Here is a 13547-nt window from a genome sequence, read left to right as displayed (position 1 = left end):
CTTTTATAATGACAACTTACTTTTCATTGTTTTATATGCTTTTTCAGCTGCTTTTTGTTCAGATTCTTTTTTTGTTTTACCTTTTCCTTCAGCTACAGCTGTATCTTCTAAAATAACTTCAGATGTAAATAACCTGTGGTGCGCTGGACCTTCTTCATTAATGAGTCGATACGTTACGTCACCTTTATTTTGTTGGTGTACAAACTCTTGGAATTGCGTTTTAAAATCTACGACACCATCTAATACATCAGCTTCAACAAATGGGAAAATAATCCGTTCAGCAAAATACCACACTGAATCCAATCCTTGATCAAGATATAATGCACCTACAAAAGCTTCAAACGCATCGGAAACAAGTGAAGGGCGCAAACGTCCCCCTGTTTTTTCTTCGCCTTTACCTAATAAAATCAAATCATTTAGTCGTATTTTTTTGGCAAATATTACAAGTGAGGGTTCACAAACTATTGTGGCACGCATTTTCGTTAAATTCCCTTCTGGTAACTCAGGGTATTTATCAAACAAATAACGTGAAACCGTCAATTCTAATACCGCATCTCCTAAAAATTCTAAACGTTCATTATGTTCTAAACGATTCATATTAAAATCATTTATAAAACTTGAGTGAGAGAATGCTTGTTGATACAATTCGACATTATTATATTGTAGGTTTAATTCAGTCATCTTGTGTTGAAATCTCTCTCTAAAATCTTTAACCATTTCTATCTTTTTGTTGTTGGTCAATACACTACCTCCTAGTAAACATAAATAAGTCATACACAGTAGATTTTACGTTAATTTCTTCCAAAACTAAAGAGAAAACTAAGATATTCATGATTCTTTCTATACTTGATTTAATGAAATACATCTTACTTTAGTTTATAAATGTTTGTACGAAAAAAATCTGAGCCATGTAAATGTGGCTCAGATTTTAATTTATTATTTTTCAAGACTGTTAATAAAGTTAACAGCGTCACCAACAGTGTTGATTTTTTCAGCTTCTTCATCTGGAATTTCAGTACCAAATTCATCTTCTAATTCCATAACTAATTCAGCAATATCAAGTGAGTCAGCGCCTAAATCGTCTTTAAATGATGCTTCAGCAGTAACTTTGTCAGCATCTACACCTAAACGGTCAACGATGATATCTTTTACTTTGTCGAAGTTTTCCACGTCGATTCACCTCCTTTTAAGGTCTAAGGATAGACCTTTTTATTTTCCCATTTTATCCTATGAAATACAAGTAGTATTTAGAAACACAATGGGCAAAATGACAAGCTTATATGTCATATATAAAGGACTAATATTAGTCCATATACATGCCACCATTTACATGTATCGTTTGTCCAGTAATATATTTTGCTTTATCTGACGCTAAAAATGCTACTGTGTTAGCGATATCTGTATCTTCACCAAAACGTGATAATGGGATTTGTTCTAACATTTGATCTTTAAGCTCATCACTTAAAGCATCAGTCATGTCAGAAACTATAAAGCCCGGTGCCACTGCATTAACTGTAATATTTCTAGATGCAAGTTCTCGTGCAGATGATTTTGTCAATCCTATAACACCTGCTTTAGTTGCTACATAATTCGCTTGACCAGGATTACCTAAAGCACCAACAACGCTTGATAAATTAATGATTGCACCACTTTTTTGTCTCAACATCTGAGGTGTTACTTTTTGGATACAATTGAAGACACCTTTTAAGTTTGTATCTATTACATCGTCCCACTCTTGTTCTTTCATACGCATCAATAAATTATCACGTGTAATACCAGCATTGTTTACTAGTACATCCACTGAACCGAATTGACTCACAACTTCTTTAATCATTGCTTTAACTTCATCACCGTTAGCAACATTTGCTTGAATTGCAAAACTATCTACATTTTTAGCTTTAATTTCTTCAACAACTGCATCTGCTTTATCTTTACTACCTGCGTAATTGACTGCTACATTATATCCTTCTTCGGCAAGTTGTAGTGCTATACTACGACCAATACCTCTAGATGCTCCTGTTACTAATGCACTTTTACTCATGTTCAACCCATCCTTTTACGTCATCAATTGTTTGAATAGAAGTTAATTTAACATCTCTGTTGATTTTTTTAATTAACCCAGATAATACTTTACCAGGACCAATTTCAATAAAATGATCTACACCTTGTTCAATTAACCATTCTGTTGATTGGATAAATTGTACTGGTGAATATAATTGTTGGATCATATTTTGTTTAATCGTTGCTGCATCTGTAGCTGGTTTAGCATTGACATTTTGAACGACTGGAAATGCAGCGTCGTGCCATTCAAATTGATTAATGTACTCTGAAAATTGTGCTTCAATCACGTTCATCATAGATGAGTGAAATGGTCCTGAAACAGCTAAAGGCATTACTCTTTTGGCACCTAGTTCTTTTCCTTCAGCTACAAGCTTGTCAATTAACGATTTATGTCCTGACACAACAATTTGTCCTGGCGCATTTATATTTGCAGGTTCAATTAACTCTTCAGATGAAGATAATGACTGACAAATTTTATCAACTTCTTCGTAATTTAAGCCAAGTACTGCTGCCATACTACCTACACCATTAGGAAATGCTTCAGACATTAACTGGCCACGTTTTCTTACAATTTTAACTGCGTCTTCGAATTGCAATACACCACTTGCTACTAAACTTGAATATTCACCAAGGCTATGACCCATAGTAAAATCTGCATCAATGTCATTTAATGCTGCATGTAACGCTACACTATGCGTTAATAATGCTGGTTGTGTGTTTTCTGTTTGGCCCAATTTATCTTCTGAATCTGTGAACATTGTTTCTAATACATCAAAATCTAAAGCAGTTTGTGCCTGGTTTAAGATGTTTGTAGCAGAATCATCCACATTGTATAAGTCTTGACCCATACCAACTTTTTGTGATCCCTGACCTGGAAAAATAATTGCTGTTTTACCCATTTATGCTTCACCAACCGTTTCTCTCATTGTTTTGACAATCTCTTGTTCACCTGCTATTTTCGCTTGTTTAATAGCTGAATAAAAGGCTTTGGCACTTGAGCTACCATGTGCTTTAACCACAATACCATCAATTCCGAGCAATACTGAACCTCCATATTCAGCATAGTCCATTTTTTGTGTTAGTTGTGTTAAATCTTTGCGTAAGACCAATGCTGCCAATTTATTTTTAAAACTACTTAGTAACGTTTGTTTAAACATTTTACCAAAAGCTTTAGCTACACCTTCGAGATTTTTCAAAATCATATTTCCAGTGTACCCATCTGTGACAACAACATCAGCTGCATCTTCCATTAAACTTTTAGCTTCAACGTTACCACTAAAATTGAACTCATTTTGGGATTCCATTAAATTAAAAGTAGTTTTTGTTAACGAGTTCCCTTTTGCAGCTTCTGTGCCAATATTTAATAGCCCTACTGAAGGTTGTTTAATGCCTCTAATTTTTTGCGCATATATATTACCTAATTGCGCATATTGTAATAGATGTTCTGGTTTAGCTTCTGCATTAGCACCTACATCCATAAATACGAAACCTTTACCAGAAATTGTTGGTAATGTTAATACTAATGCTGGTCTAGAAACGCCTTTAATACGTCCTACTACAAATAAACCAGCCGACATTAAAGCACCTGTATTACCGGCCGAAACACAGCCATCAGCTTCACCTGATTTAACAGCTTCTGCCATGCGCACCATTGAGCTATCTTTTTTCTTTTTAATTGCACGTACGGGTTCGTCTTCCATCGTAATTTCTTCACTACAATGGCGAAAATCAACACGATCGTGTTGAATTGTATTTTGCTGTTCATCTCCAAATAAAATGATTTCTAAATCTTCAAAATCTTTCACTGCTTGTTCTACAGCTTCAAGCACGATTTGAGGAGCATCGTCTCCACCCATCATATCAATCGCAATTTTAACCATTTCCTTCATCCTCACTTGTATAATACATTTTAAAGGTGCCACCAAAAACTTGTTGCTCTTTTACGTATGATTTTACTTCAATTTCATAATATTTATGGTCATTATTGATAACATAAGCTTCTGCGGTTACCACATCATTTAATTTTACTGGTTTTAAAAATGTTACCTTACTTTCTCTAGTTAAAACAATAGGTTTATGTATTAATGCAACACACAGGGAATTTGCTTGAGCAAATAACACATGGCCTCGAGCAATATAGTTCCGCGAAAATACTGAGTCTTCGCCTATATTAATCATCGACACAGCTTGCTTATTTGGCTCTACATTTATTACATCCCCAATGATTTCACTGCCATCAATGGAGCGAATTCTATCATGATTTTCTTTAGCTACATGTTTAATACGTTTTCTAAGTTCAGGAATATTCAATTGCGTACGGTCTAAACGAATCGTTTGAATGCTCACTGCAAATTTATCGCTTAAAGCATTATCTGTAATAAAAGGGTTGCGTTCAATTTCATTTTTGATTGATTCTTGTCTTGCCTGTTTTTTTAATTTCATGGCGAACCCTCCTGTTATTTAGTACCAAGTCTTAAACATTCCTCACATATCATAACACTTTCTATTTCTAATCCTCAACAATTATGTAGCATAGTTTATCAAAATTTGCTAAAAACGAAAATTCCTACCATGAGCACTCTAAAATTTTCCACCATTAAATTTTATGAAAAATTCTAATTTTTTTGATTTCTTTTTGTCTTTCTATTGAATTTCAAATAATATAAACGTACAATTTATTTAATTTCACTTTTTAATTTTACTTTAAATGTGAAAATGTTTATACAAAAATTCAGACCACTGAAGTTACGGAGGCTAGTAATGAAAAAATTTATAACTTTATCATTAGTTTCATTTTCGGCTGTTGCTTTACTTTCAAATAATAGTATTCATGCTGAATCATTAACTAAAAGTAACAGTTTGAAAGGTCAACAACTCCAAAAAGAAGTTGGACAAAAAGCAATATCAAATAGTAGTGATGTAGAGCAATTATTGCAAAATAACGCACAGCAAATCATTGAACATTCATCGAAAAAGCACAAAGAAGCTCAGGTCAAAAATCCATTCGCTCAATATAAAGTTATTAATCAACAACAAGATAAAAATGGTACAACGCACTACAGTTTAAAGCCAAAAGTAGATGGAGTCACAGTTGAAGATAGTACGATTAAAGTTCATATCGACAAAAATAATAATGTATCTTTAATTAATGGTAGCATTGATAAGCCACATATCACAGCCGACAATACAGCTAAACTGTCAAAAGACAGTGCGGTTACAAAAGCCTTTGACGCAATTAATCAATCCCAAGATAAAGTTAAAAACGCAAAAGGCTATGACATCGTGAGTAATAATGAACTCACAATTAACAGTGACAAACAGCGTTTAGTTTATAACATTGACTTAAATTATATCGATCCTAAACCTGCACATTGGAAAATACAAATTGATGCACAAACAGGCGAAGTTATCAAAAAACAAAACGTCATTGAAAATGTTGCTACTGAAGGCAGTGGTACGGGTGTGAATGGAGATACTAAGAAACCTTTACATATTGATAAAGCAAATAATAAATATTCTCTTTTAGATACAACACATAATGGTGCAATTGAAACTTTTACCGCAAATCAAAGTGAAATCAACTATAATGAAATATTAAATGATACTGCAGAATTCACTGACCAAAAACAACGTGCAGGTGTCGATGCACATTTTTATGCTAATAAGGTTTATGATTATTACTTAAATAATTTTGATAGAGATAGTTATGATAATAACGGCGCAAAAATACAATCCATTGTAAATTATGGTAAGGATTATAATAATGCGGCTTGGACTGGACAATTTATGATTTATGGTGATGGAGATGGTGAGCAATTCGCACCATTTTCTGGATCTAAAGATGTTGTAGCACACGAATTAACACACGCCGTTACTGAAAAAACAGCTCAATTAACTTATCAAGATCAATCAGGTGCATTAAACGAATCATTTTCTGATGTCTTTGGGTACTTTGTAGATCCGGAAAATTGGTTGTTGGGTGAAGATATATATACTCCAGGTAAATACGGTGATGCTTTAAGAAGTTTATCCAATCCGGAAGATTATAATCAACCTGCACATATGGATCAATATTATACAGGTACTGATGATAATGGCGGCGTCCATACAAATAGTGGTATTCCAAATAAAGCTGGTTATTTAACTATTAAAGCAATTGGTAAAGACAAAGCTCAAGAAATTTATTATCTAGCTTTAACACAATACTTAAGTTCTAATTCTAACTTTGTAGATGCGAAAATCGCATTAACTAAAGCCGCAACAGAACTTTATGGAGAAGATAGCTCAGAAGTAGACGCTGTAGACAAAGCATGGAATGATGTAGGTGTCACAGAGTCATAATATTAATTAATACTAGAGGCTAGGACAAAAATTTGTCCTAGCCTCTAGTTATTATTATTTAATCAAAACTTGTATGTAATAAGTTTTCTTCGATAAATACTCTTAAATGGGTGTACGCATCAGTAAAAAACGCTCCTGATTGTATCAGCTCACCAGCTTCATCTCTCGCAACTTCTAACATTTTATAGTCCTCTACAACATTAGCAACTAAAAAGTCAGGCAAGCCACTTTGTTTTACTCCAAAAAAGTCACCTGGTCCACGCATTTCTAAATCTCTCTCACTTAATTCAAAACCATCTGTTGTTTGTGTCATAATTGTCATTCGCTCTATCCCTGTTTCAGTTTTTGGAGAGGCAATTAATACACAGTAACTTTGATGTTCACTTCGTCCTACACGACCACGCAACTGATGAAGCGTCGACAGTCCAAAGCGGTCGGCGTCGTATATCATCATGAATGTAGCATTAGGTACATTCACACCTACTTCTACTACTGTCGTCGATACTAAAATATCAATTTCATGATTACTAAACCGCTGCATTACAGTATCTTTTTCGTCTGCAGTCAACTTTCCATGTAATAAGCCTACACGTTGTTCACCATAATATTGTTGCAATGATTCAAACAAGGCAACAACATTTTGAACATCCTCTAAATGCTCAGAACTCTCAATGAGTGGACATATTACATATGCTTGTCGACCTTTCTGTAATTCTGCTGTCATTTGATTTAGAACTTGTTCATATGCTTCATGTTTTGACCATGAAGTGATGATAGGTTTTCGTCCTTTTGGTAACTGTTTAATTGATGAGACATCCATTTCACCGAATACAGAAATAGCTAATGTACGAGGAATAGGCGTCGCAGTCATGAATAATACATTAGTCATAGCGCCTTTTTCGCGTAATAATTGGCGTTGATTCACTCCAAAACGATGCTGTTCATCGGTAATCACTAAACCAACTTGTTGGAAAACAACATCATCTTGAATCAAAGCATGTGTCCCAATTAAACAATCTATCTCTCCTGCTTTTAATTGCTCTAACAATAATTTTCGTTTTTTCCCTTTTACTGAACCTGTCAATAAAGCTACATTCATAGTATCACCAAATAACTGAACTAAACTTTCTGCATGTTGTTCAGCTAATATTTCAGTCGGTACCATTAACGCAGATTGATAGCCGGCCGTTTTTAAGGCGTACATACAAATTGCAGCAACCACAGTTTTGCCTGATCCCACATCACCTTGCAGTAGTCTGTGCATTCGAATAGGTGCCTTTAAATCACGAAAAATTTCATTCACACTATTTTTTTGCGCATCTGTTAATTCAAAAGGTAAGCGTTCAATAAATTGTTTGACTAACGTAATATTATATTCTACTTCAACTGCTTCATCCGAAGATTTTTCTAAGCGGTTTAACCATTGCATACGTAATTCAAACATGAATAATTCAGTAAATGCATACGTTCGACGTGCTTTCATCAATGACGGTTTATCTTTTGCAAAATGTAAAGCTTTTAACGTGTCAGACAACGACTCCAACTTGTATTTCTTTCTTAGTTCATCTGACAGCCATTCGTGAATAGTAACATCTTGTAATACTTGACGAATCATCTCACGTAATGGTTTTTGCTTGATACCTTCTTTTATCCGATAAACAGGTTCAAATTGTTCTTCTTCTGTATTACTTTGTTGAAAGAACATACGAGTGCCATTAATTTCCTGTTTATTACGTTGCCACTTCCCTTTAATAGTGACCATTTGATGTAACTCAATTTTTTTCTTTAAATAGGGTTGATTAAAAAATACACATTTAACAGCAATTTGATTGACCATTATATGTACAGTTAACTTTGACTTATTGCGACCAAAAAAAGCGACAGTTGGTGTTGAATAAACTTCACCCACAACTGTCACCATAGATTGATCATCTGCTTGATTTAAGTCAATTACAGTATTATCTTCATAGCGCATTGGTAAATATAAAATTAAATCTTCAACTGTATGGATATTCAATTCATTTAATACTGCCAAACGCTTCGGCCCCAAACCTTTTATTTTAGTTAAGGGATACGGGCTCTCTATTAAATTGACTTTTGTCATAATTAATCACCAAATATTTCTTGTTTTAAACGTTGCCCTGTAGGTGTTCCAGCTAAACCACCACGTCCAGTTTCACGTAAAGCTGAAGGCATTGTTTGTCCAATTTTATACATTGCTTCAATAACCTCATCGGTCGGTATTCTTGATGTAACTCCAGCAAGTGCCATATCTGCTGAAACTATCGCATTTGATGCACCCGCTGCATTACGTTTTACACAAGGTACTTCTACCAACCCAGCGACAGGGTCACATACTAAACCTAGCATATTTTTCAAACAAATTGCAAAAGCTTCGGCCGATTGTTGTGGCGTACCTCCAGCTAATTCTACTGTAGCACCGGCTGCCATTGCTGCTGCAGACCCTACTTCTGCTTGACAACCACCTGCTGCACCAGAAATTGATGCATTATTAGCTACAACAAAACCAAAAGCACCCGATGTTAACAAGAAATTTAGCATATCTTTTCTTGAAGGATTTAATCTCGGTTTCAAACCAAATAATACACCTGGAACGACACCAGCAGAACCTGCAGTTGGTGTAGCACAAATTTTGCCCATAGCAGCATTAACTTCATTTGTAGCAACTGCTTTGCTTACTGCATCTAAGAGTGTATTACCTGCTAATGATTGACCACTAGCAATATAATTTTTAATAAGTACTGCATCACCACCAGTTAAACCAGTAGTTGATGTCACGCCCTCAAGTCCTTCATCCAATGCATTTTCCATAGTTTGTAAGTTTTTATCCATATTTGCATATACTTCATCAGCTGTTAGTCCAGTGATACTCATTTCTTGTTCTAACATTACTTCATGAATTTTTTTATTTTCTGTTTCACAAATTTCCACTAATTCCTTTACACTTTTAAACATGCTATACCTCCATTAGGCGTCGCCCATGAGTGAAACAGTCACTACACCATCGACGTTTTTAATTTTTTCTATAATATCTTCGTTTATAGCATCGTCTAATTCGCAAGTCATTAATGCCTGATCGCCTTTTTCTTTTCTTGAGACTTGCATGCTACCAACGTTAATGCTCGAATCCCCAAGAATATTCGCAACACGCCCTATCGTACCAAATGTATCTTTATGGAAGACTAGTAGTGCTGGATAATTACCACTGATAGCGATATTAAAGCCATTGATCGCCACTACTTCTATTTTTCCTCCACCAATAGACACACCTTCTACAGAAATTTCTTTTTCACCATCACGCATATTTAGAATAGCAGTGTTGGGATGTGAGCGTTCTTCTGCCATTTCTATGAAGTTTACTTTCATTCCGACCTCTTCTGCTGTTTGTAAACTACTTTTAATACGATCATCATCTGTATCATAACCTAATAAGCCACCTACAAGTGCAACGTCCGTACCATGCCCTTGATACGTTTCCATGAAAGAACCATATAAATATATATCTACTTGTTTTGGAACTTGACCAAATAAGTCTTTGGCTACTAAACCAATTCTTACAGCACCTGCAGTATGTGACGATGATGGTCCAACCATAGTCGGACCTATAATATCAAATACACTTTTATATTTCATAATTATACCCCACTCTTAATTTTAATGTTTCTAAAGTGTTGCGCTTACATTTCCTAATGCTACATTATTATAACAAGAGAGTAAGCTTTTATAAACCGAAACTGGTTATAATGCTTATTCATAATGCTACTTCAACCATTGCTCAACGATGAAACTTTAAATAAACAGCACAAAAAAGAGCGGAAGTGAAATCAAATCCAACAAAAATTGATTTCCTATTCCCGCCCTAACCAGTATCTTGTTATGATTTAAACGCCTAAAAAAACTAATTTAAACAAAACCATATTATTAAAAGATACTGTACCAGCTACCTTTTAATTTATTCCACTGAAAATAAATAAGGATATACTGGTTGCTGACCATGATGTAAATCCATTTCTATTTCTGGGTATTCCGCTTCTAACCATTGTTCAATGGCTGCAGTCGTATCATCATCAGCCTCTGCTCCTGCAATAATAGTAATGATTTCGCTGTCCTCTTCAATCATGTCTTGTAGTAATTGTTGAACCGCTATATTTTGCTCAACATTACTTGTCACAATTTTGTCTTCTGCTAAGCCCATAAATGCATCTTTTTTAATTTCCACACCATCAATTGTAGTATCTCTTACCGCGTAAGTAATTGCACCGGATTTAACTACAGATAATGATTCAAGCATACGTTTTTTATTGTCAGTTAACGTATCTTCTTTATCATAATTAAACAGCGCTGCAATGCCTTGTGGAATTGAACGTGTAGGCACTACAAGTGCTTCTACATCTACAATATCTGCTGCTTGTTCACTAGCCATTTGAATATTTTTGTTATTAGGTAAAATCAACGCACGTTTACAATTTGATTGTTTAATCACATCAATGATATCCTGCGTAGATGGATTCATCGTTTGACCACCATGAATTACATGTGTAGCACCCATCGATTTGAATAACTCAGAGATACCTTCACCCATAGAAATCGTAATAACTGCAGTTTCTACGTTAGAAGTGGTAGTTTCAGTTTGAGCTGTTTGGTTGTTTTGTTCTTTTTTAATTACCTCTCGATGTTGTTCACGCATATTTTCGGATTTCAATTTAATTAATTCGCCGTATTGCTGACCATAATTAAATACATCACCAGGTTTTTCAGTATGTACATGAACTTTTACAATTTCATCATCATTAATTACTAATAATGAATCGCCAAATTGACTCATATCTTCTCTAAACTCATTTTCATCAAATGTTTTAGCTTGTTCATCAAATTTAACCATCATCTCAGTACAGTAACCGTAAACGATATCCTCAGTATTTATCACACCATGAAAATCATGTGCTTCAGTCACTAATGATTCAGCGTCTATTTTTTGGCTATTATCTTCTATAGTTTCACCTTTTAAAGCCGCTAAAAATCCTTCATAGACCAATACTAAGCCTTTACCGCCACTATCAACTACACCTACTTCTTTTAATACTGGTAGTAAATTAGGTGTATTATCTAAAGATTCTTTGGCACTTTCTACAACGAAAGACATAAGTTCCAAACAATCTTCTGTCGATTGTGCTTTATCAATTGCTGCACTGCCAGCATCTTTAGCTACAGTTAATATTGTCCCCTCAACTGGCTTCATGATTGCTTTATAAGCTGTGTCAACACCAGCCTGTATACTTTCAGCGAGTTGTTGTGCATTGATTTCTTCGTTTTCTTCAAGTGCCTTACAAAAACCTCTGAAAATTTGGGATAAAATCACACCTGAATTACCTCGCGCACCCATTAAGAGCCCTTTTGAAAATGTTTTTCCTAATGCTCCTATATGATTGGATGAATTGTGCTCGACTGCTTCTCTTCCTGAAGTCATTGTTAAATTCATATTTGTCCCCGTATCACCATCAGGAACAGGATACACGTTGAGTGAATCCACTAAGTCTGCATGTTTTGATAAGTTTTGCGCCCCTTGTATTATCATATCGGCAAAAAGCTTACCATTAATTGTGCTAACCATTTCTATAATATCCTCCTAGTTTTTCATGCCGTTATTTATGCGCACACCTTGTACGTATATATTAATTGCTTTTACTTTTATTTTTAATGTTTGTTCCAATGTATATTTAACTGTAGATTGAACATTACTTGCGACCTCAGATATTTTGACACCATAACTTGTGATAATATACATATCCACAACTATTTCACCTAAATTTTCTTTAACCACAATACCTTTAGCATAATTTTCATGCCCAAGTATTTCTGCAATGCCATCTCTAACTTGTTGTCTTGAAGCCATTCCTACAATGCCATAACATTCCACTGCTTTACTACCAACAACGTTAGCTATCACTTCATTTGAAATATTGATATTACCATAATCATTTTTAATTTCCAATGTCATTTTATAGGCCCCCTCAAAATTTTCCCTCAACAGATGTTTGATTGTTTAGAATTACAATTAACGCATCGTAGAAAAATCTACAATATTTCACATCGTATAATTATAGCATAATTTATTCACTGTAAAAGTACAATGTTAAATATTTATAATTTTATTGCCATGACTTTCAATTTATGATATATTATCCAAGTATGTAGTAGACACGTGTATTTATATTTATTAAAGGAGGTACTTTCATGGGCAAACAATGTTACGTAACAGGTCGTAAAGCTTCAACTGGTAACAATCGTTCACACGCTTTAAATTCTACTAAACGTAGATGGAATGCTAACCTTCAAAAAGTTAGAATTCTTGTAGACGGAAAACCTAAAAAAGTTTGGGTTTCTGCACGTGCTTTAAAATCTGGTAAAGTTACTAGAGTTTAATAAATATAATGCACATTAAAAAGACCAGTCCTTATGTGGAGGATTGGTCTTTTTTTATGTTTAAGCATCTTTACTTTTAATCATTAACAAACTACCATTATCGATTATCACTTTGCCCCGTTCCTCATTCAACTCATTAGACACTGTTAATGTAGAACCGAGTGCTAATGTCTGATTGAATAATTCGTATTTAAAATGTTGCAATGTAATCGTAACTGGATAAATGACTGGTATAAAAGATACATACTGATAAGATTCATCTCTACTAACTATGTGCTGACCCTGTGGTAAATATTGTATTTCATTTTGAGCATCAATGATACGCAAATTGACATTACCTTGATGATATTCAGGCTTTTCTAAAATTTGCAAAGCACCCATAAAATGATCCAATCGCGCCCCAGTAGCACCATATATTTCTATATCATCATATCCTGCATCAATTGCTTCTGCTATTGCTAGTGCTAGATCTGTATCATCTTTTTCAGCCTCAACGGGGTTTATGTTCAGCGTTTCAACAAGTAACATTCTTTCTTTATCTGTGACTGAATCAAAATCTCCGACAGCCAGCTTAGGTGTAATGTCATGTTGTATTAAAATGAGCGCGCCTCTATCTACACCAATCCAGTGGTCATCATTTGCGGTTTCGAGTAATTGAGCCGGCAAATTACGGTTACCACATAGAATTTTAGCTTTCATAT

The 13547-nt window shown here is 34.6% G+C and carries 14 protein-coding genes; 2 read left to right on the top strand and 12 right to left on the bottom strand.

What is annotated here, in order from left to right:
* Positions 1–3: 3 nt before the first annotated feature.
* The 6 genes from rnc to fapR form a co-directional block, all read right to left on the bottom strand.
* The gene (gene rnc, locus KA845_RS09135; RefSeq protein ID WP_371861089.1) at positions 4–774 is read right to left on the bottom strand and encodes a ribonuclease III; all 771 of its coding nucleotides are present in this window, start codon (positions 772–774) and stop codon (positions 4–6) included.
* A gap of 162 nt (positions 775–936) precedes the next feature.
* On the bottom strand, positions 937–1170 hold the full coding sequence (locus KA845_RS09130) for an acyl carrier protein (protein ID WP_002510960.1): 234 nt from the start codon (positions 1168–1170) through the stop codon (positions 937–939).
* A gap of 133 nt (positions 1171–1303) precedes the next feature.
* Positions 1304–2041: a 3-oxoacyl-[acyl-carrier-protein] reductase gene (gene fabG, locus KA845_RS09125; protein WP_021458903.1), complete on the bottom strand. Its 738-nt coding sequence runs from the start codon at positions 2039–2041 to the stop codon at positions 1304–1306.
* Positions 2034–2960 carry an ACP S-malonyltransferase gene (gene fabD, locus KA845_RS09120; RefSeq protein ID WP_002510958.1) on the bottom strand — a complete coding sequence of 309 codons (927 nt, stop codon included), beginning with the start codon at positions 2958–2960 and terminating at the stop codon, positions 2034–2036. The genes fabG and fabD overlap by 8 nt, the downstream gene beginning before the upstream one ends.
* Positions 2961–3941 (bottom strand): phosphate acyltransferase PlsX, encoded by a 981-nt coding sequence (gene plsX, locus KA845_RS09115; protein ID WP_103387956.1) that lies wholly within the window; start codon positions 3939–3941, stop codon positions 2961–2963.
* On the bottom strand, positions 3934–4503 hold the full coding sequence (gene fapR / locus KA845_RS09110) for a transcription factor FapR (RefSeq protein ID WP_103387957.1): 570 nt from the start codon (positions 4501–4503) through the stop codon (positions 3934–3936). The genes plsX and fapR overlap by 8 nt, the downstream gene beginning before the upstream one ends.
* Positions 4504–4821: 318 nt before the next feature.
* Between fapR and KA845_RS09105 the strand changes: the two genes are divergently transcribed.
* Positions 4822–6402, top strand: coding sequence for a M4 family metallopeptidase (locus KA845_RS09105; protein ID WP_103387958.1), 1581 nt, complete (start codon positions 4822–4824; stop codon positions 6400–6402).
* A gap of 58 nt (positions 6403–6460) precedes the next feature.
* Here KA845_RS09105 and recG read toward each other — a convergent pair whose 3' ends face one another.
* The 5 genes from recG to KA845_RS09080 form a co-directional block, all read right to left on the bottom strand.
* Complete coding sequence (gene recG / locus KA845_RS09100; RefSeq protein WP_103387959.1) at positions 6461–8506, bottom strand: ATP-dependent DNA helicase RecG; 2046 nt, start codon at positions 8504–8506, stop codon at positions 6461–6463.
* Between the two features lie 2 nt (positions 8507–8508).
* Entirely contained in the window at positions 8509–9378 is an 870-nt protein-coding gene (sdaAA, locus tag KA845_RS09095; protein WP_002510952.1) for an L-serine ammonia-lyase, iron-sulfur-dependent, subunit alpha, read from the bottom strand.
* 12 nt (positions 9379–9390) lie between these two features.
* Positions 9391–10056 (bottom strand): L-serine ammonia-lyase, iron-sulfur-dependent subunit beta, encoded by a 666-nt coding sequence (gene sdaAB, locus KA845_RS09090; RefSeq protein ID WP_002510951.1) that lies wholly within the window; start codon positions 10054–10056, stop codon positions 9391–9393.
* Positions 10057–10375: 319 nt separating this feature from the next.
* Entirely contained in the window at positions 10376–12034 is a 1659-nt protein-coding gene (gene fakA, locus KA845_RS09085; protein ID WP_002510950.1) for a fatty acid kinase catalytic subunit FakA, read from the bottom strand.
* A gap of 15 nt (positions 12035–12049) precedes the next feature.
* On the bottom strand, positions 12050–12421 hold the full coding sequence (locus tag KA845_RS09080; protein WP_002510949.1) for an Asp23/Gls24 family envelope stress response protein: 372 nt from the start codon (positions 12419–12421) through the stop codon (positions 12050–12052).
* Positions 12422–12657: 236 nt separating this feature from the next.
* Between KA845_RS09080 and rpmB the strand changes: the two genes are divergently transcribed.
* Complete coding sequence (rpmB, locus tag KA845_RS09075; RefSeq protein WP_002510948.1) at positions 12658–12846, top strand: 50S ribosomal protein L28; 189 nt, start codon at positions 12658–12660, stop codon at positions 12844–12846.
* Between the two features lie 60 nt (positions 12847–12906).
* On the opposite strand, the gene KA845_RS09070 is transcribed toward rpmB, so the two are convergent.
* On the bottom strand, positions 12907–13545 hold the full coding sequence (locus tag KA845_RS09070; RefSeq protein WP_002510947.1) for a thiamine diphosphokinase: 639 nt from the start codon (positions 13543–13545) through the stop codon (positions 12907–12909).
* Positions 13546–13547: the final 2 nt, after the last annotated feature.

The organism is Staphylococcus sp. GDX8P114P-2, from assembly GCF_017892945.1.
GTDB classification, from domain to species: domain Bacteria; phylum Bacillota; class Bacilli; order Staphylococcales; family Staphylococcaceae; genus Staphylococcus; species Staphylococcus arlettae.
The sequence above is the reverse complement of the archived record's forward strand: the minus strand, read 5'-3'. Positions and strand labels throughout refer to the sequence as shown.

Excerpts from the sequence above, each read along its gene's own strand:
- rnc (WP_371861089.1), bottom strand. The coding sequence starts at position 774 with ATGACTTATTTATGTTTACTAGGAGGTAGTGTATTGACCAACAACAAA.
- fabG (WP_021458903.1), bottom strand. The coding sequence starts at position 2,041 with ATGAGTAAAAGTGCATTAGTAACAGGAGCATCTAGAGGTATTGGTCGT.
- fabD (WP_002510958.1), bottom strand. The coding sequence starts at position 2,960 with ATGGGTAAAACAGCAATTATTTTTCCAGGTCAGGGATCACAAAAAGTT.
- plsX (WP_103387956.1), bottom strand. The coding sequence starts at position 3,941 with ATGGTTAAAATTGCGATTGATATGATGGGTGGAGACGATGCTCCTCAA.
- fapR (WP_103387957.1), bottom strand. The coding sequence starts at position 4,503 with ATGAAATTAAAAAAACAGGCAAGACAAGAATCAATCAAAAATGAAATT.
- KA845_RS09105 (WP_103387958.1), top strand. The coding sequence starts at position 4,822 with ATGAAAAAATTTATAACTTTATCATTAGTTTCATTTTCGGCTGTTGCT.
- recG (WP_103387959.1), bottom strand. The coding sequence starts at position 8,506 with ATGACAAAAGTCAATTTAATAGAGAGCCCGTATCCCTTAACTAAAATA.
- sdaAA (WP_002510952.1), bottom strand. The coding sequence starts at position 9,378 with ATGTTTAAAAGTGTAAAGGAATTAGTGGAAATTTGTGAAACAGAAAAT.
- sdaAB (WP_002510951.1), bottom strand. The coding sequence starts at position 10,056 with ATGAAATATAAAAGTGTATTTGATATTATAGGTCCGACTATGGTTGGA.
- fakA (WP_002510950.1), bottom strand. The coding sequence starts at position 12,034 with ATGGTTAGCACAATTAATGGTAAGCTTTTTGCCGATATGATAATACAA.
- KA845_RS09080 (WP_002510949.1), bottom strand. The coding sequence starts at position 12,421 with ATGACATTGGAAATTAAAAATGATTATGGTAATATCAATATTTCAAAT.
- rpmB (WP_002510948.1), top strand. The coding sequence starts at position 12,658 with ATGGGCAAACAATGTTACGTAACAGGTCGTAAAGCTTCAACTGGTAAC.
- KA845_RS09070 (WP_002510947.1), bottom strand. The coding sequence starts at position 13,545 with ATGAAAGCTAAAATTCTATGTGGTAACCGTAATTTGCCGGCTCAATTA.